Origin of the sequence: Rickettsia endosymbiont of Polydrusus tereticollis (assembly GCF_964026385.1) — a bacterium.
In the GTDB taxonomy this organism is placed as follows: Bacteria; Pseudomonadota; Alphaproteobacteria; order Rickettsiales; family Rickettsiaceae; genus Rickettsia.
Map to the genome: position 1 here is coordinate 1,312,238 of NZ_OZ032142.1, position 21,080 is coordinate 1,333,317.

Consider the following 21,080-nt stretch of genomic DNA (forward strand, 5'->3'; position numbering starts at 1 on the left):
AGCTTTACGAGGATTTTGTCTCCTATATCTCATGCAATATCCGGGCTATGCGGAAATGACACCTAACAGCTAAAACGGTAAAGTAAAAATAAAACGAGTTTTACCTTTGCTATCATTTTCTGCCCAGATTTTACCGCCATGTAATTCTATTACTTTCTTACATAACGCCAGCCCTACCCCTCTTCCTCCTGCTGCACTGCGAGTCTTTGAGCTGACGACGAACACCCCGAATATACTTTTTAACTCTTCTTTAGGGACTCCTATTCCGCTATCCTTTATGCTAAATAAAATACCAAATTCTGTTTTTTCTAAGGTAATTTTTATAATGCCCTCATTACTATAAGTAATTGCATTAATAATTAAATTATCAAATGTATGCTTGATATAATGAAGGTCACCCTTAAATATAATATTATCATCAATCTCAAAAGCAAAACTTAGCTCTTTGTTATTTAAATATAATTTACGACAAACTTTAATTCTCTCATATAAAAGCTCGCTTAAATTTAAATTTTTCTTATGCAAACGATAGCTAAGCGTCGATAATTTAGAAAAATCTAAGATGTTATTCATTAAGCTATTTAGCCTAGTGGAACTTTTAGCAATTATTTCTACCGCCTTGCGTCGCTGTTCATCGTCGAATTTGTCATATTTTTCCCATAAAGTTTCCCCTAAACTAATAATGCCGGTTAAAGGTGTATGGATTTCATGGTTTATATTACGTAAAAATTCATGTTTTAAATCTAATAATTTTTCTAATTCTTCTTCTCTATAACTTACCTGTTTTTCTAAATGAGTATTTTGTGACTCAATTAATTGATGCTGCTCCTGTTTCGGTTTTAAAAAAATTATTAACAGACTACTAAATAACGTCAGCAAATATATTATCTCTGCTTGCAGGTTATACTCATCAATTAACAACTTTTCTTTCATAAAATATTTATAAAATTCAACTCCGGCAAAGACACCGCTTATAGTCATAATTAAAGTAATATGCCATTTAAATAGGGTAGCGACTATTATTAAATTAATCATAAAAATCATCACTTCTAATTTATGGAAATTACTAGTGATAACAAGTAAACCGGCAAAAAATATTAAGATAACAAATATGCCGATAAACCAGAAAAATGCTATAATATTTTCTTTTTTAAATCTTACCGGCCATAACGGATAAGTTATAAGAATCGTTGAAACGGCAAGCACGCAGTGATAAATAAAATTATATATCTCTAAATGATTTTTTATTTTACCGGCCGGAGTAGTATATAAAGAGGAAAAAATAGACGCAACAATAAATATACCGACATAGCTATAAGTAATTTCTTGTTTAGGCAGCGTATTTCGCCAAAATTTAACAATATTAAATGTTCTTATTAAACTATATAATTTTATTAATTGACGTTTTCGCTCCAACCTTAATATTTTTAATGCTAAAGGCAACTCGAAAGAATTAAATCCTCCAGGCTGCTTCAAAATATAATGACTACCGACAAAAAATATTACATTTGCAAGCGTTGCCGGTAATATTGCATATATGCCGGTAAATTCTCTTAAAGAAAATAAATACCATAATAAAATAGTTATTATTGCTGCAACCATGCCGATAAAAAAGGATTTAGCAGTAGAGCGGAAACCGAATATTAACAAAATTAACGGCATAGTAATTAACGGTGAATAAAAGCCGGTTACTATCAAAAATAAATTTACTAAATTTTTCGTATAAAGCGATAAAATAAAACCTAATATACCGATAATAATTGCCGCTATATAAGAAAAAGCTAGCGGAAATTTTTTAGCTAAATCGTTTGAAAAAGTCACGGTAGCAACATTAATATAGGAATTAGTACTTGATATTATCATCGCCATAACTCCGCCGACTATTAACCCCTTAAAGCCCGTATAGCTTTTAATAATTTGCAAAAATAATATATTCGGTTCAATATTGGGTGCTTGGGACAATAATAACATAGCAATCCAAATAAACAGTGCCGATAAGCAAAAACATATCATAACCGCAATAAAGAAAGAGCTCGATATTTGCTTCATATCTTTTGCCATTAAAATCCGCTGAAAAATTGACGGACCGAGGGACGGAATAGAAAAATATACAAAAATACTTAACGACATCCAAAATTTAGGATTTTTATAACTAAATAACTCGTGGAAGTTAATTATATGGCTTTGCACCGCCGAGTTAACCGTAATATTCGGATCGCTAAAAATATTCCAAGCAATTACCCCTATCACCGGTATAACGGCACTATAAGTAAAAAACTGTACGGCATCGGTAAAAGTCACTGATCTTATGCCGCCAAAAGCCGAATAACTTATTATTACGGCAGCCATGAGTAAATCTACATAAAAATTTGAAATATTAAAAAATAATTCTAATATCAAACTAGCTACGTGAAATTGCATAGCAACTTTGCCGATAGCCGTTAATATACTGGCTACGGACGTAACGGCTCGAACCTTATTGCCGTAGATATTACCCATTATTTCCGCTATCGACAATGCCCCTAAAAATCTTTCCAGGCGAGGAGCTAAAAAGTAACTAATCAACAGCCAGCTAACAACGCTGCCGACTATACTCGGTATTAGGTAAAATAATCCTTCCGTATAGACTCTTGAACTATCTACTAAAAAACTACTAGTACCGATCCAAGTAGCAATAAGCGTTGCAACTATAGTACCGGTGGAAAAATTTCTTTTTCCTATAGCATATTCCCGAATATTTTTTATTCCTTTAATATTAAGGAAGCCTATTATTATATTAACGACTAAAAAACCGGTAAAAATGATAACATCTATATTGGAATGTAAAAATGTCATAAGCTATGTATTTGATTTATAGTAATTTTTCATCCCCGCCTGGCGTTGGCGTTACTGCATGGATCAAATTTTTGCAAAGTGTACAGTGTCATGCTGTGACTTGTACCTCTGTTGCTGCATGGTTCTAAAAAAGTGCTATATGTCATTCCCGCGAAGGCGGGAATCCAGAAAAAACACTTAAAATAGGCAAAATTATACAAAAATTTACTATATAATTCGCTTAAATATTCTCTGGATTCCCGCCTTCGCGGGAATGACATTAAAAATTCGATCCATGCAACAATACCCCGCCTGCACAAGAATGGCATCACATACTAATTTACCGCCTCTTCTATCAAATCACTCAAAAATTTATGCCCTGCTTTTTTTCTTTTTAGTAAATTTTTTGTAGCCTGCTCAAGCATGTTGCGGTTTTTTATTAACAATAATATTTTGTCGGCTAATTTTTCCTCAGAAATATCTGACTGCTCCATACACCACCCCGCTCCTGCATCTTCTAGTAATTTAGCATTATGAAATTGATGATTTTCAGTAGCTGTCGGTAACGGGATAAAAATAGCAGGTAAGCCTATATAGGTTAACTCTTCTATCGTAGACGCTCCGGCTCGTGAAATTACTAAATCCGTATTTTGGTATCGGTGAGCAATATCGTCAAAAAACTCTGCTAGCTCATAAGAGATATTTAATTTTGAATATATTTTTTTAATTTTTTCTTGATCCTCACGAGTAGCTTGCTGAATTACATGCAATTTTAATTCCGAATGTTTTTGCATTAAAAGCTTTATACTTGCAGGTAATAATTCGGAAAATAATTTAGCTCCTTGACTTCCTCCGAAAATAAATATTCTAAAAGTGTTACTATTGAATAACTTGTCATTCCGTGGCTTGACCACGGAATCCAGTTTTTGTATCAAATATTCTCTGGATCCCGTGGTCAAGCCACGGGATGACACTGCTAACTCTTCCTTTACGAGCAGTATATCTCTAATACTCGCTCTAACTACTCCGCCGGTAATTACTATTTTATTTTTTAGGATATCAGGTAAATTCTTTGTTTTCTCATAAGCTAAAGCAATTTTTGCAGCGAATTTTGCAAAAAACTTATTAACTTTTCCGAAGTAAGAATTTTGCTCATGGATTATAATCGGTATTCTTAGCCACATTGCCGCAAATAACGAGGAAACAACAGGGTATCCCCCAAATCCAACTACCACGCTTGGTTTAAGGCTATGTAATAGTTTAACGGATTTAAGCACGCTTCCCAATAAAGCTACGAAAAATTTAATTTTTTGCAAGGAGGATTTTGAGTATCTTTTTAAATCTATTACGTGAAACGTCAATTTTAAATCGGGAGTTATGTATTTCTGACATCTAAAATCAGTAATAAGATGCACTTCGTAGCCTCTGCTTATTAATTCTTCGCCAATAGCTGTGGCGGCAAAAAAATGTCCGCCTGTGCCGCCTGCTACTAAAATTATTTTTTTCATATTTCAATATTACGAATCTTATACGAGGTCAGAGGAGTTTTATATTTGGTAAAACCAAGCAGCATACCGGTTGCAATCGCTATAGCAAGTGTTGAAGACCCGCCATAGCTGATAAACGGCAGCGTCATGCCTTTTGTCGGCAATAAATGCAGTGTTACGCCGATATTAATAATTGATTGTAGACCTAGCTGGGCAATTATCCCGCTTGCAGCAAATTGGATGAATTTATTTTTTTCATTCATCACTTTAACAAAGCTTCTAAGCACTATAAAAGCAAATATCCCGATGACGATTAAACAAATAATTGCCCCAAATTCTTCTCCTGCAACCGCAAAAATAAAATCCGTATGTGAATCCGGTAACACCTGTTTTACTGCACCTTCTCCCGGTCCACGACCGTATAAACCGCCATGCTCAAAGGCTCTAAGAGATTTACTAACCTGATAATTTTCACTACTATCGGGGTCTAAAAAAGAATTGATTCTTTGCGTCACGTGCGGCAGCCAAAAATAGGCAACACTTACCCCTATCAACCCTATAAAGCTAGTTAGTATAATCCAGAATATCGGCATACCGGCGATAAAAAGCTGAATACCGAAAACTGCCGTAATCATGACTAACATGCCAAAATCTGGCTGAATAATTAATAATAACGCCACGATAAAATAGAGTATAATACCGACAAAAAAGCTAGGAAAATCTTTTTCAAATTTTAACGATAATATCCAGCCTATAACCACCGCAAAGAACGGTTTTATAAATTCCGACGGTTGAATCGATAAGCCTCCAATACTAATCCAGCGAGTAGCCCCTTTTACTTCATAGCCAAAAAATTTAACTAAAATTAGTAATATTATACTAAAAATAAAACCCAATATGGCAAATCGTTTAAGCCATTTTTTATTAAAACACGAAAATAATATTATAAGTCCTGAAGCTGCACTTAAATAAAATATTTGTCGTGAAGAAAAATAATTTTCTTCTAAGCCGATTCTGTTCGCCACTGCCGAACCTGATGTAGTAACTAACATTAGACTAAAAGCAAATAAAATCATTAACGAAATGATGATTTGCTGATCGGTACTACGCCACCATGATTTAATAAAATTATTAGATATTTGGTTATTTTGCGACACTTTAACCTATCTTCTCTTGACACAATTTAATAAACAACTCCCCACGCTGTTCGAAATCTTTAAACTGATCGTAAGAGCTACAGCTAGGAGCAAGTAATATATTTTTAACCCCTTCCTTATCTTTACTAGCATCTTCATAAGCATTATTAAAAGCTTGTTCTAAATTCTCGCATATTTCAAAATCTACTTTACCTTTAAGCGTTCTTGCAAAGATTTCCTTAGCTTGTCCAAATAGATAGGCTTTTTTAATTTTATCAAATAAAGGTTTTATTTCTTCAATCCCCCCTTCTTTAGCTATTCCGCCCGCTAACCAGTAAATATTATCAAGTGCTTTAATCGATTTAGAGGCGGCTTCGGCATTGGTTGCTTTACTATCATTATAAAAACCGACCCGCCCCACACTACCGATATACTGCATCCGATGCGGTAAACCTTGGAATTGTTTTATGGATGCGAGTATTTGCGAAGGCTCGAGGCTCATAGCTCTTGCCGCAGCATAGCTTGCTGCGATATTTTCGTAATTATGCAGTCCTTGAAGATTCTTATTAAACGGCAAAGTAAAACTCACATCGGCAAAGAATTTATCATAAATTTTGTCTTTGACAATTGATATCCCCTTATTAAGAATTTCAGAAACTGAAAAAGCAATTACATTTATATTTTTCTCTTGTTTCAAACTTAAAAATATTTCTCGACAATAATCATTATCGATATTAATTATTGCATAATCACCTTTAGCCATGCGGTCAAAAATCTTACATTTGGCAGCAATATACGAATCCATATTTTTATGCCTATCTAAATGATCAGGCGTAATATTAAGAAGTATTGCTATATTGGCTTTAAAAATTTTTATTAAATCTAATTGAAAAGAAGATAATTCAAGTACGTAACCTGCTCTAGCCGTTCCGGCTTTTAAAGCAGGAAGCCCTATATTGCCGACAGCCGGGTAATCAAAACCGTTTAAATTTAAAATATGACTGATTAAGGCAGTGCTAGTACTTTTACCGTTCGTACCGGTAACGGCAATGAAATTGGAATTTTTAGAATTTTCAAATAATAAATCTATATCTGAAATAATAGGTATGTTATAACGGCTTGCTAATCGGACTATTTCATGATCGAGCGGAATACCCGGGCTTAGTATGATTTTATCGCAGCTTTGCCATTTAGAGCTTGCTAAATTAGTTAGATATTCTTCTCCATATAAACCGGCAAATATATCCCTATTATCTTTAGAATCGTCATAAACGATTATTTGTGCTTCTTCTTTCAATACTTCATAAACTGATAGACCGGTTTTACCGAGACCGAAAATACCGATATTTTGCTTTTGCGATGAGGTAACCATTATGATTATGTTGTATTACTATTTATGTCATGCTAGTTCAAACGGGGCGTTGTTGCAATGACGCATATGCGTCAGTTTAAGAAACGAGTTTTTAGCAAACCTCTCCGATGTCATTCCCGCGAAAGCGGGAATCCAGAAAAATTAAACTAGAAATGTAAAGATAACTTACAATTATACAGAAAAAAGCCTTACAAGCTAAGGCTTTTTAGCCTGGATTCCCGCCTTCGCGGGAATGACATAAAATCTGAAAATAACCGCCCAAACAATCACTCTATTTCTTGCATCAAAGCTTTCTCACCGTCATTAAATTCTCCCGATGCTTTCATACTTGTATTACCGGATATTTGCTGAACAGCCGGAAGCGGTAAATCGTAATGCGGCGGGACTTCTAGCATTTTGCTACGCTGAACTTGATACTCATTCGGTCCCGACGTTGATATTCCAACAGTTTCTTTAAACTTTTTATTACATGCAGACGTAATTATCAAAATTGTAAATAATAAAAAAATTATACGCACTTAATTACCCTTAAATTAATATTATAAATTAGTATCTTTATAGTCCGCTTGACGGATTTTTTCCGCCATAGCTTCAATTTGTGCTTTATCATAGTCAGCCTTAGCTTTTTCTTCAACAATTTTTTTACTATTATAAAAATCTCTTATTAAGACAAACACCCCGAGCGAAATAAAACTATCCGCCAAATTGAAGATAGGAAAGCTATAATCGTAATAATGAAAATGGATAAAATCAAATACTGCACCACGAACGAATCTATCAATTAAATTCCCGATAGCACCGCCAATTACAAAACTATAGCCGGCAAAAGCGGCTATGGTAGTAGAGCAGATCATCATATAATATAAATAACAGACGATAACCGAATTAGTTACTATAAAAAAACTGTTACTATATTGGTAATAATTTCGTAGTAACCCAAAACTAATTCCATAATTCCAGCTATAAACCATATCTAAAAAAGAAGTGAGCTTTAACGTTAACCCGGGTCTCCACCTTAAATTATCAATGAACCACCATTTTGTTAATTGGTCAATACTTACTAAAGTTATTATTATACGACTACTGCGAGCAAAAGTTAGATATAATTTTTTTAATTTCTGAAATAACGGCATATTTATATTTTATTGTAGGTAGGTGTGGGCATAGTGCAGACATAGTAGTTTAAGGAACGAGTTTTTAGCAAACCTTTTCGATGTCATTCCTGCGAAAGCAGGAATCCAGGCTAAAAAGCCTTAACTTGTAAGGCTTTTTTCTATATAATTATAAATTATCGTTAGTATTTAGTTTAATTTTTCTGGATTCCTGCTTTCGCAGGAATGACATTATTACAACATTCGTACTGCCACGGTATGACAACTCACAAAGATACTTCCGTCCTGCTGTCAGTCTTTAATCCCTTATCAAGCTTAACGCTCAACGTTTTGATTTCTTTTTTAAACTGATTAAAGCTTGCTAGTTTTTTGCCGTTTAGCTCTATACCCGGCGTAGTTTTAACCGACATCGGATTAACATTTTTGCCGTTAATTTTAACTTCATAATGTAAATGCGGTCCCGTAGCTCTGCCCGTACTACCGACTAAGGCAATTACTTGTCCTTGTTTTACTATGCTACCTATTTTAAGATTCTTAGTAAAGCTAGAAGCATGAGCATAAGCCGTGGATAATGTGCCGCTATGTTTTATCTGTATAAATTTCCCATAACCGGATTTCCAACCTATTTCCGTTATTACACCGTTACCGGCAGAATATATAGGAGTACCGGTCGGAGCGGCAAAATCAACTCCTTTATGCATTTTTGTATAGCCAAGTGTCGGATGTTTTCTATTCCCGTAATGAGAAGAAATTTTAACAAGTTTTAGTGGAGTCTTAAGTAAACTTCTTTTGACGCTTTTACCGTCCTCAGAAAAAAAACTATGATTATTCTGCGTGTTATCAGGTGAATAACGATAAATATTATATTCTTTGCTCGACAAATTTAACGAGACATATAAAATTTTACCGTGATGAGAAAACTTCCCGTCTTCCGTTACGTATTTTTCCGTTATTACCGTTGCGGTATCGCCGTTTTTTATCTGACGCTGAAAATCGATTTGATAAGCATAAGCATTTATCAGCTCTATTATACTATTATTTGATAAACCTAGGGCTTTAAGAGCTGCCATAAAATTTGAATTAATAACTATCTCGGATTTAGCAAGCTCTTTATTTAAAGGAATAATTACATCTTGTACAAGAAAATTATCATCGCTTTTAATAACCTCGATAGTTTTTAATTTATCGACCGCAATAATTAATTTATTAAAAAAACGTAACTCGGTAGCTAGTTCCTCATCTTCATTTTCAATAATTTTTGTTTCATATTCAAAAGTAATTTGTTGACCTATTTTAAGCGAAGCTTCTAGCTTGCCGTCTTTTACTAACTTGACAATTTTTTCTATGTCTATTTTGGGAATATTTTGACCTAAGAGAATAGTTTTTAAGGTATCGCCTTTCTTAACCGTTACAGTCTCTGCAAAAATATTTTCTTGAAAATCTTCAGACTCCGGTTGTACTAATGTTATCGATAAGGTATCGTTAACATATTTATTAACATTAGATGAAATAAAAACAACTAAAATAATAAATAATAATAATGAAAAATAGTTAAGGATTTTTTTTAATCGAAAACTAATATCAGGATTTATTAGTACGGAATTAAAATTATAAGATAGTATTGTGTCTCTCATTAAAATTGCTCAGTATATTGGATCAATTTTTTACTAGTAAGCTTAATATGAAGCATAGAAAAACAAATTACAACAAAAATTTGTATAATTTTTTATAAAAATTAATCTGTTTTTTGCTTTAATAAAACTCAATATCGTTTTATATTGACTACATTAAACATAAACCTTAAAGACATATTCAGCTACAAATTATGAAAAATATTATTATCCTCCTTAGTTTATTGATAATTAGCACTAATTGTTTAGGCTCGGAGCCGCAACCTTGGCAAATGTTATTTCAGCCTCCGGCAAGTCCCATTATGGAAGAATTAAATTGGTTTCATAATTTTTTACTTTTCATATCCGGCGGTATCGTGTTTTTTGTCGTCGCTTTGCTCGCTTACGTATGTATTAAATTTAACGCTAAAGCTAATCCGGTGCCGGCTAAATTCTCTCATAATATTTTGATTGAAATAATCTGGACTATAATCCCGATAATAATTTTGGTTATTATTGCCGTGCCGTCTTTTAGAATTTTACGTATCGCCGAAAAAATTCCCAATGCCGATATAACTATTAAAGTCGTCGGCTATCAATGGTATTGGCATTATATATATCCCGATCACAATAATGTAGAATTTGATAGCTATATGATTACCGACGAGAATTTAAAAGCCGACCAGAAAAGACTGTTGGACGTTGATAACCCAATAGTGATACCGGAAAATGCCACCGTAAGATTCCTGGTTACCTCCGGCGACGTAATACATAGTTTTGCCGTGCCGTCACTCGGTTTTAAAATAGATGCCGTCCCCGGAAGAATTAACGAAACATGGACAAGAATTGCTAAAAAAGGTGTATATTACGGTCAATGCTCCGAACTTTGCGGCATTAATCACGGCTTTATGCCGATTGCCATCAAAGTAGTTAGCAAAGAAGATTTTGACAATTGGGTAGCAGCTAAGGGTAAGTGATCTGTGACATATGAGAATGTATTGTTGCGTGTATAGATTACAGCATGCTCTATGTCATTCCCGTGAAAACGGGAATCTAGAAAAAACACTTAAAATAAGTAAAATTATATAAAAATTTACTATATTAATTCGCTTAAATATTCTCTGGATTCCCGCCTTCGCGGGAATGACATCAAAGATTTGATCCATACAACACAGCCCACCTTTGCGGGAATGACATACGGTGCTTTTTTAGAGCCATGCAACAATGCCCATTCCCGAGATAGCCTGAATTGCTGCTCCAGACCACGTACCTCCTTGCGATGACGTTTAACGATCCATGCAAGGAGGACTCGAAGGAACTTGCTAAAAACGCATTTCGGAGTAGCCTCAATTTAGGTTAAAAACCCATACCGTCCATACCACCCATGCCGCCCATTCCACCGCCACGCGGTGCTGAATCTTCTTTCTCGGAAGGCTCATCAACAATTAACGTTTCGGTGGTAATAATTAATGAAGCAACGGAAGCCGCATCTTGCAGTGCTGTACGAACTACTTTCGCCGGATCAATAATTCCTGCTTTAATCATGTCAACATAAGTCATATCTTGAGCATTAAAGCCAAAATTTTTGTCCTTGCTTTCTAGAAGTTTACCGACTACGACGCCGCCATTCTCACCGGCATTTTCCGCAATTTGTCTTACCGGATCTTGCAAAGCTTTCGCTACTAACTCTATACCGGCTTGCTGGTCATGGTTAGCTCCTTTTAATGACTCTAAAACTCCGACTGCATGTAGCAGAGTAACGCCGCCACCGGCAACAACGCCTTCTTCTACCGCTGCTCTAGTCGCATGAAGTGCATCCTCAACACGGTCTTTACGCTCTTTTACTTCCACTTCGGTAGCACCCCCGACTTTTAAGACGGCAACACCGCCGGAAAGCTTAGCTAAACGCTCTTGTAGTTTTTCTTTATCGTAATCGGAAGTAGATTCGCTAATTTGTTTACGAATTTGCGAAGCTTTTGTTTCTATAGCCTCTTTACTACCTGCCCCGTCGACGATAACGGTACTTTCTTTGGAAATAGTAACTTTCTTAGCTTGACCTAAGCTTTTAATATTTACATTCTCAAGTTTCATGCCAAGATCGTCGGTTATTAGTTCACCTTTGGTTAAAACGGCGATATCTTCCATCATAGCTTTTCTTCTATCACCAAAACCCGGAGCTTTTACTGCTGCAACTTTCAAACCGCCACGTAATTTATTAACAACTAGAGTTGCAAGAGCCTCACCTTCGATATCTTCGGCAATAATAAGTAAAGGGCGAGTTGACTGATGTACAGCCTCAAGTATCGGTAACATTGCTTGTAAATTTGATAATTTTTTTTCAAATAACAAAATGTAAGGATTTTCAAGTTCGGCAATCATCTTCTCGGAATTAGTTACAAAATACGGTGATAAATAACCTCTATCAAACATCATGCCTTTAACTACTTCCACGTCAAAGCTAAAGTTTTTAGCTTCTTCAACGGTAATTACTCCTTCTTTGCCGACTTCTTCCATTGCTTTAGCAATTTTTTCGCCGATTTCTTTATCGCCGTTTGATGAAATAGTACCTACTTGAGCAATTTCTTCCTGACTACTGATTTTTTTACTAGATTTTTTAATTTCTTCTACTACAGCATTAACTGCTAAATCCATACCGCGTTTTAAATCCATCGGATTATAGCCCGCTGCAACGAGTTTATTGCCTTCACGAGCTAAAGCACGTGCTAACACGGTTGCGGTAGTAGTACCGTCACCGGCTGTTTCTGCCGTTTTAGTAGCAACAGACCTAACTAAACGAGCTCCGGCATTTCTAATTTTATCTTTTATTTCGATTGATTTTGCCACCGTAACGCCGTCTTTAGTAATTTTCGGTGCTCCGAATGATTGCTCAATAAGTACGTTTCTGCCTTTCGGACCTAAGGTTACTTTTACCGCATCGGCTAAGATATCAATACCTTCTAACAATTGTTCACGTGCTTTTGAACCGTGCTTAATTATTTTTGCTTCCATATTAAATTCTCCTTAAAATAAATTATTATTAGTTATTACAAGTATGGTGTCATGCCGTGGCTTGTACCTGCGTTGTTGTATGGTTCAGATTTTCTGTGTCATTCCTGCGAAAGCAGGAATCCAGAAAATATTTAAGCAGATTATATAGCAAATTATTTATATAATTTTGCTTATTTTAAGTGTTTTTTCTGGATTCCCGCTTTCGCGGGAATGACATCAAAAATTCGATCCACGCAACAATGCCTCCTCGCAATGATGCAGTGTTAATCGAGCCATACAACAACGCTGATCAAATCACGGGATGACAAGGATTTCCTAGCTCATTAATTGATAACACCCATAACGTCGCTTTCTTTCATGATGATCAAATCCTTCCCGTCTATTTTAACTTCAGTACCGGCCCATTTACCGTACAGAACTTTATCACCCACTTTAAGCTCTAAAGGATGAAGCTCACCCTTTTCTCCTCTGCTACCTTTACCTACCGCAACTACTTCTCCTTGCATCGGTTTTTCTTTTGCAGTATCCGGAATAATAATTCCACCGGCAGTTTTTTCTTCTTGTTGAATCGGTTTTATGGCAATTCTGTCATATAACGGTTTAAAAGACATTTCTAACCTCCAAATTATAAATATTTTAAATGTATCTTCTATATAATAGGTTATTTTTACTAGTTCAAGAGGTAAGCACTAAAAAATTTTAAATTATTTAATCAAAATTTTGCCTACTAACGGCATGTTTAGTTTTATTCCATTTAAACGGCTGAAAAATAATTTCCCAGATTGCTTTATAGGACGCTAGCGTATGTAATATAAAATAACTAGGCCAGAGAATTAAGGCAATAATATCAAGGAAATGTAATTTTGCCTTGTTGCGATAAGTTTTTAATATATAACAAGCACTAATATATAAATATGAGTAGGCAAAAAATCCGTTAATCAGCCATAAATAATTAATTATAGGATTTTTGTTTATGATAATGGTAAATATTACAAAAGGTAAGCACCAAAAACAGTAAGGAGATAAGCCGATAAAAATATAAATAGTTATTATTTGCCATAAATTAAATTTTTTATATTTATCTTTGCATGCTTTAAAAACAAAAGAAGTTTGCAGAAAGCCTTTAATCCAACGTGACCTTTGATTTAACCAATTTCCGATACTAATGGGCGATTCCTCTAAAGTATACGAATCAATCATATATACTTTATAGCCTTTTGAATAAAGCCTTATCCCAAGTTCGGCGTCTTCCGTAACATTATAGGCGTCCCAGCCGCCCATTTCATATAGTATATTTGTTTTGAAATGGTTACTAGTACCGCCGAGCGTCACCGGTAAATTTAGTAAACTCAACCCCTTTAAAATATATTCAAACCATAAGCTATATTCGATGTTAAACATTTTGGTCAGTAAATTCTCGTCTTTATTGTAAAAGTTAAGTTTAGCTTGCAAGCAAGCATATTCAGACGGCAAAGCTTCAAAGGCTTTTAATGCCGTAATTAACTGATCGGGATCGGGCATATCTTCCGCATCATATACGACTAAATATTCCCCTTGCGAATATTCTATAGCATAATTTAAGGCTTTCGGTTTGGTTCTCGGTAAAGAAACCGGCACTTGCAAGACGTGAATATATGAAGGTAAATCATATATGCCGATTTCTTTGATCATTAAATAATCATCGGCTTCGATAATAATTTTAACGTCTAATTTATTTTTAGGATAATTTAGAAGAGAGATATTTTTGATTATCGATTTTAATTTGCCGGTTTCTTTATATAAAGGTATCAGAATAGTATAGATCGGAAACTCCTTGGATTTTTGATTAAATAAAGTAATCTTATAAGGCAAGAGAGCACGAGAAAATAATAATATTTTCAAAAAATTTTGTAAAAAATAACCGGCATTATTGGTGATATGAAATAGCACAGGAAAATATATAAGTATTATTAAAAAAACAGCAAAGAAAATTATTACTTTATGACCATAGTTAATATTTTTAGCGATGACCGCCTCACTAGTAAATTCCAAGAAATATTTGGACTTAATGATATTTAGATAAGCAAAGTTATTTTCAAGAGCTTTATAAAAATCCGATTTTTTAATTAAGCGTATAGAGTTCTTAGTGTTTGCTAATAAAAACAACATTCTAAGGTCGTTTATTGCAATTACTTTGTTATTTTGATGATCTTCATAAATAAAATATCCCTTCATTATATATTCTTTAAAACGAAAATAATCATGAATTTTGCCGTTCATATTTTTTATAAGTAAAGAGTTGGAAGCATCACCCCGTGGTTTAACCACAGAGTCCAGAAAAGCCTGGATAAAAAGACTGGATTCCGTGGTCAAGCCACGGAATGACAAACTTTCACATAAGATATCTATCATTAATTCATTATCAATAACTCCTGCTGAATGATAATTTTAATAAAAGTCTCTTTTGTCTTTGCTTGAATCAATTTTAAGTTAGTAATTTGAAGCTCATCTAATAATCCTTTATCTTTAATGATTTGTAAAATAATCTCTTCATCTATACATCTAACCATATTGAAAATGTTATACCCGATATTTTATATTTTTTATTTGATAGACTCTGATCCCAAAAATAACCAAGTTGGGTTGTTAAAAAATTTTTCCCTACATTATCAAATTTTATTATTTTTGCAACTGAAAGTTGTTCATAGACAGTTTTTTCATAAATATAACCGTAATCCTGACGATTATGGTATTTGGTAAAACTTACCAACATAAAACCATTTTTAAATTTAACTCCTTCAGTAGTAGAAACATTATAATATCTTTTTTTATAGCCGAAATAATTAAGGTAATGACCTATGCTTACGGTATTTTGATTAAACACACTAGCAGAATAAATTTTTTCCGACATACCGGCTAATAATGAGATTTCAGCAAAAAATTCTTCTGCACGACCTTTATTTTTACTAACGAATATTTTAGGCTGCAGCGATAAAACAAAATCATTTTCTTGGAATAATTTAAGCTTATAAAATAAGCTAGCTTCCTCATTAAAGGTTTTTTTGCCGTTAAATTTCTCTTTTTTAAATAAAAAATGAACACCGAAATTTTGATTGTCTGTAATGCCGTATTCAATAGCTCCGCTAGTAAACCATTCCTCTTGATATGGCGGTAATTGTCGAGCTGCTTGCCGTAATTTTTTTATGCGTTTTAATATTTTTTTATAATCAGGCGAATTAGCTTTTAATTGCCCTGCATACATCTCTAATTGCTCAATCTCTTCCTTTATCTCTCGTGCAAAAACCTCTCGTTGTTTTTTCTCTTTTTTTGAAGCTTTATCAACATTACTGACATTTATACTATACCGATACCTGCCCTCCTCTAACAGCCAAGCCGAAGCATTAACTTTATTAGTGCTTAAAATAATAAAGACCAAAATTGGAATAAAATACTTAGGTAGATTTAGCATTATAAGCCATATGAATTTAAAAATATAGCATTATAATACAATTTAAAGTTGAATAAAGGACTAAATGGATTTTTTAATAAAATTTAAATTGAAACATAAAATATTTTATTGTATTTGTACTTGAGGGTACTTAATAAGTATTTTTATATTAAGAAAATTTTAGTCATTTAAAGGAGATACTTATGTCTAAAAATGCTAATGCTGGTATAGCTTTAATGAATGGAGCTAATACTGGCGTAGTGATGCACAATAACGTGCCTACAGGCAAGGCCGGCACAATTACGCTTACATCCGCAAACTCCTTAACTATAGAAGGTACTATAGGGGAAAGCTTGAACTCATACATAGTCTTTACAGAAGGTAAAGATATAATACTTTGTAATAATAAATATGAGACATTAAAAGTTATATCTTTAGGAGAAACATATGAATTATCAAAAATTGTATTTTTAGGAGAAACGGCAGTAGAACCGACGGAATAAGAAAAATGCTAATGTTGCTGCGTGGCTCGAAAAATGGCTTCAATGTCATACCGTGGCTTGACCAGCATTGTTGCATGGATCAAATTTTTGATGTCATTCCCGCGAAGGCGGGAATCCAGAGAATATTTAAGCAAATTATATAGTAAATTTTTATATAATTTTGCCTATTTTAAGTATTTTTTCTGGATTCCTGCTTTCGCAGGAATGACATACGGCATTTTTTTCGAGCCACGCAACAATGCCAATCAAGTTGCAAGATGACAGAGTAATATTTACTCCCCCAGCAATACTCGGTTTTGCAACTCAAACAATTCAGTGCTTGCCGATCTTGCTAAGCTTAGCATCGCTAAAAACTGTTCTTCGGAAAACGGTTTTTGTTCAGCTGTACTTTGTACTTCAATTAAATTGCCGTTACCGGCAAAAACAAAATTCGCATCCACTTCGGCATTGCTATCTTCTAAATAATCTAAATCAACTATCGGCTCACCTTTATATATACCGCAAGAAATAGCAGCAATTTGAGTAGTTAACGGATTCACTTTTAGCACTTTTCTTTTCATTAATGACTTAATCGCTAAATGAAGAGCTATATAACTTCCCGTAATAGCCGCCGTTCTAGTACCGCCGTCGGCGTTTATTACGTCGCAATCAATAATAATTTGACGCTCCCCTAAGGCTTTAAGGTTAATTATCGAACGCACTGATCTACCTATTAATCGCTGGATTTCCTGCGTTCTACCGCCTTGTTTGCCTAAAGCTGCTTCTCTTTTAATACGCTGGTTAGTAGAGCCGGGCAGCATGCCGTATTCAGCAGTAATCCACCCTTGACCTTGACCACGCAAAAAAGGCGGTATGCTTGTTTCATAAGTAGCACTACACATAATATGGGTATTGCCGATTTTAATCAGACAAGAGCCTTCTGCATTAACAAGAGGAGATAATTCTATTGATATTTGACGTATTTGATTGTTTTTTCTGCCTGATGGTCTCATAATTGTAATTTATTCTATAATTGTTATGATTAGTAATAAAGAAGCTACTTGAAAACTTCAAGCTTTTCATTATATAATTAGCATTAATCTTTAATAAATATAGATAATAAAATGGATAATAATAATAAAGAAAAAAATGATGAAGAAGTAAATAATGCTATAGAAGAAGTACAGCAGGAAGAAACACCGCAACCAGAATCAGAAGAAGTAATTAAGCTAAAGAATCAGATTGAAATATTACAGGATAAATTACTTAGAAGTGTAGCGGAGGCTGAAAATACTAGGAAGCGTTTAGAAAAATCCCGTGATGATGCACGTGACTATTCTATAGTTTCTTTTACCAAAGATATTCTAACCGTTAGCGATAATTTATCAAGAGCGTTAGAGTATAAGCCACAAAATCTTGAAGGAGAAGCAGCTAATATTGTCACCGGTGTTATTTCAGGAGTGGAAATGACTGCACTAGAGCTTGCAAAAATATTTAAAAAACATAATATAGAATTGATAGAGCCGACAATAGGCGAGGCATTTGACTATAATATACATAACGCAATCTCACAAATCGATAGTGACGAGTATGAATCCGGGAGTATAGTTGCCGTAATGCAAGTAGGTTATAAAATTAAAGATCGGCTATTACGCCCTGCAACTGTTCAGGTGGCTAAGTAGTTGCATTATTAAGTGGATCATAATTATTGTACTATGATTAGTATAAATAGGTTGTCATACCGTGGCTTGTATTTGTGTTGTTGCGTGGCTCGAATTTTTGCAAAGCGTTCGGTGTCATGCCGTGGCTTGACCACGGCATCCAGAAAAACCTTAATAAAAAGACTGGATACCGTGGTCAAGCCGGCGTTATTGTATGGTTCTAAAAAAGTGCCGTATGTCATTCCCGCGAAAGCGGGAATCCAGACAAAACACTTAAAATAAGCAAAATTATATAAAATTTTACTATATAATTCGCTTAAATATTCTCTGGATTCCCGCTTTCGCGGGAATGACATCAAAAATTTAATCTATGCAACGACACTCCGTTTAACGGGAATGGCATCAAATTAACTGCGGTACGGCATCGGAATAACCTAATCAAAAAAAGGGAAATATTTTGAATAGAATAGCTATATTTTGGTTTCTCCTTTTAGGGGTTTTTATAACTGCCTCAACATTAATTTCAGGTGCTATAAAACCTTTCTTTATTGCTTTTATAATTGCTTACTTATTACAGCCGACCATTGATTTTATTGTATTACGGCTCAAACTACCGAGAAACCTAGCGGCATCTATAATATTCCTGATTTTTTTAGGAGTATTTTTTGTAGCACTTGTTATATTATTACCGATAATTTATCAACAAATTTCTATTTTTATAAATAACGTACCTAAATATAAAAATTATTTTCAAGCAGAAATAATGCCGCATCTTTCGGCAAAAATTTATTCAATAGAGCCGAATATTGCCGATAAAATTAAAGATTCGCTAAGTAATTTTATAAATAATATATTCACTATATTAACCAGCCTTGCTAATAATTTCTGGCACTATACGATAGTTACAATCAATATATTTGTATTATTGTTATTAATACCTATAATATTATTTTATTTCTTACGGGACTGGCCAAAAATTATAGCAAATATGGAATCATTATTACCGTTACACAGCAAAAAGAAAATAACGGAAATATTATTTTCCATTAATAGTTTACTATCGGCTTATATAAGGGGACAGCTAAATATCTGCTTATTATTATCGGTTTTTTATAGCATTTCATTATCTATTGTCGGGGTAGATTTAGCCATTTTACTTGGTATCTTAAGCGGTTTTCTTGTTATCATCCCGTTTATCGGCACTTTAATATCTTTTTCTCTGGCACTAATTGTCGGCTATTTAACTTTCGGTATGAAAATAAAATTGTTATATATAATAATGATTTATCTTATCGGTAATATCGGCGAATCGTATATTTTAACGCCTAAAATTATCGGTAATAAAATAGGTCTTCATCCGGTTTGGATAATATTTTCAATTTTGGCGTGCGGTAGTTTATTCGGCTTTGTCGGCATATTTTTTGCTATACCGATCGCCGGCATTACCAAAATTCTACTTTTTAACGTAATTGACTTTTACAAAGCTAGCAAATTTTATAGTCAAGAACGATAAAGATTAGGGATACTTATTATGTCATTCCCGCAAAGGCGGGAATCCAGTAAAACATATAAAAAACTTGTTTTTTATATGTTTATTTTATCAAATATGTAATTTTTGTACCAGTATTAAGGTTATTTTTTCTGGATTCCTGCTTCCGCAGGAATGACATCGGAGCCATGCAGCAACTTATATTTCCTTTACCTAACAATACACAATATCATCCCGATGAGTTTATTGTTTCTAGTTCTAATAAGCTCGCTCATAATACGTTAAAAAACTGGCAAACAAATTGGGGAGTAAATCCTTATAAATCCACTATGTTAATTAAAGGAGAGCCTGCTTCAGGCAAAACCTACCTTGCAAAAATATGGCAAAACCTAGCTAACAGCTTTATCATTAAAGATATTTTTTTTGATGAAGAAATTTTAGCTAAATATAATAGTTTCATTATTGAAGATATTGAAAAATGGCAAGAGGTAATTTTATTGTATTTATTTAACCTAATTAATGAGCGGCAAAAATATTTATTGCTGACGCAGTCTAATATAAGCAAAAATTTTATATTGCCCGATTTATCTTCAAGAATAAAATCCGTATTAACTATTGAAATAGAGCCGCCGGACGATGAATTAATGAGGATATTAATCTTCAAACATTTTGCTACTTCTTCTATAACAATCCCCGAAAGCATCGTAGATTTTTTATTAGTAAACCTGCCAAGACAACATAAAGAAATTATAGAAATATTAGAGCAAATTAATCATTTCGCTCTAACATCCAAACGTAAAGTAACTATCCCTTTAGTTAAAGAGGTGTTAGGTGCTCGATGTCATTCCCGTGAAAACGGGAATCCAGACTTTTCTTTGTCATGCTGAACTTGGTTCAGCATCTTTTTGTAGTAGATCCTGAAATAAATTCAGGATGACTATTATTTTTCTGGATTCCCGTTTTCACGGGAATGACATCGTTCAGCATATTTTTTACTTCCAAAACTTACTAAAAGTGCGTTGACCGAAGTAAAAACTAATAATCCCTGCGAAGATTGTTTGATCTTCTATGCTCCATAAAACATCCAGATACTCTACCAAAATAGCCGTGCTTTTTACAGCTTTATATTGGATATATTTAACCCCCGCATACATAGCAAAAAAGCTGTAAGCTAAAACGGGGCGTACCGAACTATTTAAGGCATCAACCCAACTTATTCCTGATTTGTAAGTTGAGTAAAGCGAGTATTGTTCTGCCATTTCTTTAGAGATAGTTAGTTCCGTAAAAGTTTTAGAGTGGTTAAGTTTATTATTTTCAATCTGCCGATCTAAAATATGTAGTTCGTGTTTTTTATCATTAAGGTCTTTTAATATTTTTAAAATTTCAGGCAATATAGAGCTAATAAAACCTATTATTGTTGCAAGTAAAGTAATCATAAACATACCAAATTAAATTTGGTATAATATATCAGTAATTAATTA

Annotated in this window: 21 protein-coding genes; 5 read left to right on the forward strand and 16 right to left on the reverse strand. The window is 33.9% G+C overall.

Annotated features, from left to right (window positions below):
• Positions 1-69 precede the first annotated feature (69 nt).
• From AAGD48_RS06325 to AAGD48_RS06355, 7 genes are all read right to left on the reverse strand, one after another.
• Positions 70-2,835 carry a sodium:solute symporter family transporter gene (locus tag AAGD48_RS06325; RefSeq protein ID WP_341789434.1) on the reverse strand — a complete coding sequence of 922 codons (2,766 nt, stop codon included), beginning with the start codon at positions 2,833-2,835 and terminating at the stop codon, positions 70-72.
• A 314-nt stretch (positions 2,836-3,149) separates the two neighbouring features.
• Positions 3,150-4,322 carry an undecaprenyldiphospho-muramoylpentapeptide beta-N-acetylglucosaminyltransferase gene (gene murG, locus AAGD48_RS06330; RefSeq protein WP_341789435.1) on the reverse strand — a complete coding sequence of 391 codons (1,173 nt, stop codon included), beginning with the start codon at positions 4,320-4,322 and terminating at the stop codon, positions 3,150-3,152.
• Positions 4,319-5,458, reverse strand: coding sequence for a putative lipid II flippase FtsW (ftsW, locus tag AAGD48_RS06335; RefSeq protein WP_341789436.1), 1,140 nt, complete (start codon positions 5,456-5,458; stop codon positions 4,319-4,321). Before ftsW ends, murG begins: the two co-directional genes overlap by 4 nt.
• Position 5,459: 1 nt before the next feature.
• A complete protein-coding gene (murD, locus tag AAGD48_RS06340) occupies positions 5,460-6,809 on the reverse strand; it encodes a UDP-N-acetylmuramoyl-L-alanine--D-glutamate ligase (protein WP_341789437.1) in 1,350 nt (449 codons plus the stop codon).
• Between the two features lie 266 nt (positions 6,810-7,075).
• Entirely contained in the window at positions 7,076-7,327 is a 252-nt protein-coding gene (locus AAGD48_RS06345) for a DUF3035 domain-containing protein (protein ID WP_341789438.1), read from the reverse strand.
• Between the two features lie 21 nt (positions 7,328-7,348).
• The gene (lspA, locus tag AAGD48_RS06350; protein ID WP_341789439.1) at positions 7,349-7,942 is read right to left on the reverse strand and encodes a signal peptidase II; all 594 of its coding nucleotides are present in this window, start codon (positions 7,940-7,942) and stop codon (positions 7,349-7,351) included.
• 245 nt (positions 7,943-8,187) lie between these two features.
• A complete protein-coding gene (locus AAGD48_RS06355) occupies positions 8,188-9,555 on the reverse strand; it encodes a M23 family metallopeptidase (protein ID WP_341789440.1) in 1,368 nt (455 codons plus the stop codon).
• A 191-nt stretch (positions 9,556-9,746) separates the two neighbouring features.
• Between AAGD48_RS06355 and coxB the strand changes: the two genes are divergently transcribed.
• Complete coding sequence (coxB, locus tag AAGD48_RS06360; RefSeq protein ID WP_341789441.1) at positions 9,747-10,508, forward strand: cytochrome c oxidase subunit II; 762 nt, start codon at positions 9,747-9,749, stop codon at positions 10,506-10,508.
• A 379-nt stretch (positions 10,509-10,887) separates the two neighbouring features.
• On the opposite strand, the gene groL is transcribed toward coxB, so the two are convergent.
• From groL to AAGD48_RS06395, 5 genes are all read right to left on the reverse strand, one after another.
• Positions 10,888-12,540 (reverse strand): chaperonin GroEL, encoded by a 1,653-nt coding sequence (groL, locus tag AAGD48_RS06365; protein WP_341789442.1) that lies wholly within the window; start codon positions 12,538-12,540, stop codon positions 10,888-10,890.
• A gap of 323 nt (positions 12,541-12,863) precedes the next feature.
• Positions 12,864-13,151 (reverse strand): co-chaperone GroES, encoded by a 288-nt coding sequence (locus tag AAGD48_RS06370; RefSeq protein WP_341789443.1) that lies wholly within the window; start codon positions 13,149-13,151, stop codon positions 12,864-12,866.
• A 97-nt stretch (positions 13,152-13,248) separates the two neighbouring features.
• The gene (locus AAGD48_RS06375; RefSeq protein WP_341790758.1) at positions 13,249-14,799 is read right to left on the reverse strand and encodes a glycosyltransferase family 2 protein; all 1,551 of its coding nucleotides are present in this window, start codon (positions 14,797-14,799) and stop codon (positions 13,249-13,251) included.
• A 131-nt stretch (positions 14,800-14,930) separates the two neighbouring features.
• On the reverse strand, positions 14,931-15,089 hold the full coding sequence (locus tag AAGD48_RS06390; protein WP_341790813.1) for a hypothetical protein: 159 nt from the start codon (positions 15,087-15,089) through the stop codon (positions 14,931-14,933).
• Positions 15,074-15,955, reverse strand: coding sequence for a hypothetical protein (locus tag AAGD48_RS06395; protein ID WP_341789444.1), 882 nt, complete (start codon positions 15,953-15,955; stop codon positions 15,074-15,076). Before AAGD48_RS06395 ends, AAGD48_RS06390 begins: the two co-directional genes overlap by 16 nt.
• 215 nt (positions 15,956-16,170) lie before the next feature.
• Here AAGD48_RS06395 and AAGD48_RS06400 point away from each other — a divergent pair, with 215 nt between their 5' ends.
• Positions 16,171-16,470, forward strand: coding sequence for a hypothetical protein (locus AAGD48_RS06400; protein WP_341789445.1), 300 nt, complete (start codon positions 16,171-16,173; stop codon positions 16,468-16,470).
• An 8-nt stretch (positions 16,471-16,478) separates the two neighbouring features.
• On the opposite strand, the gene AAGD48_RS06405 is transcribed toward AAGD48_RS06400, so the two are convergent.
• Together AAGD48_RS06405 and rph are read right to left on the reverse strand one after the other, a co-directional pair.
• Positions 16,479-16,604 (reverse strand): hypothetical protein, encoded by a 126-nt coding sequence (locus tag AAGD48_RS06405; protein ID WP_341789446.1) that lies wholly within the window; start codon positions 16,602-16,604, stop codon positions 16,479-16,481.
• Between the two features lie 138 nt (positions 16,605-16,742).
• Positions 16,743-17,462 (reverse strand): ribonuclease PH, encoded by a 720-nt coding sequence (rph, locus tag AAGD48_RS06410; RefSeq protein WP_341789447.1) that lies wholly within the window; start codon positions 17,460-17,462, stop codon positions 16,743-16,745.
• Positions 17,463-17,573: 111 nt separating this feature from the next.
• Between rph and grpE the strand changes: the two genes are divergently transcribed.
• On the forward strand, positions 17,574-18,131 hold the full coding sequence (gene grpE / locus AAGD48_RS06415) for a nucleotide exchange factor GrpE (RefSeq protein WP_341789448.1): 558 nt from the start codon (positions 17,574-17,576) through the stop codon (positions 18,129-18,131).
• A gap of 23 nt (positions 18,132-18,154) precedes the next feature.
• Here the strand turns inward: grpE and AAGD48_RS06420 are convergent, their stop codons facing one another.
• Complete coding sequence (locus tag AAGD48_RS06420; RefSeq protein WP_341789449.1) at positions 18,155-18,352, reverse strand: palindromic element RPE4 domain-containing protein; 198 nt, start codon at positions 18,350-18,352, stop codon at positions 18,155-18,157.
• A 215-nt stretch (positions 18,353-18,567) separates the two neighbouring features.
• Between AAGD48_RS06420 and AAGD48_RS06425 the strand changes: the two genes are divergently transcribed.
• Together AAGD48_RS06425 and AAGD48_RS06430 are read left to right on the forward strand one after the other, a co-directional pair.
• Complete coding sequence (locus AAGD48_RS06425) at positions 18,568-19,623, forward strand: AI-2E family transporter (RefSeq protein WP_341789450.1); 1,056 nt, start codon at positions 18,568-18,570, stop codon at positions 19,621-19,623.
• A gap of 164 nt (positions 19,624-19,787) precedes the next feature.
• Positions 19,788-20,486, forward strand: coding sequence for an HdaA/DnaA family protein (locus tag AAGD48_RS06430; RefSeq protein ID WP_341789451.1), 699 nt, complete (start codon positions 19,788-19,790; stop codon positions 20,484-20,486).
• 105 nt (positions 20,487-20,591) lie between these two features.
• Here AAGD48_RS06430 and AAGD48_RS06435 read toward each other — a convergent pair whose 3' ends face one another.
• Positions 20,592-21,035: a hypothetical protein gene (locus AAGD48_RS06435; RefSeq protein WP_341789452.1), complete on the reverse strand. Its 444-nt coding sequence runs from the start codon at positions 21,033-21,035 to the stop codon at positions 20,592-20,594.
• Positions 21,036-21,080 lie beyond the last annotated feature (45 nt).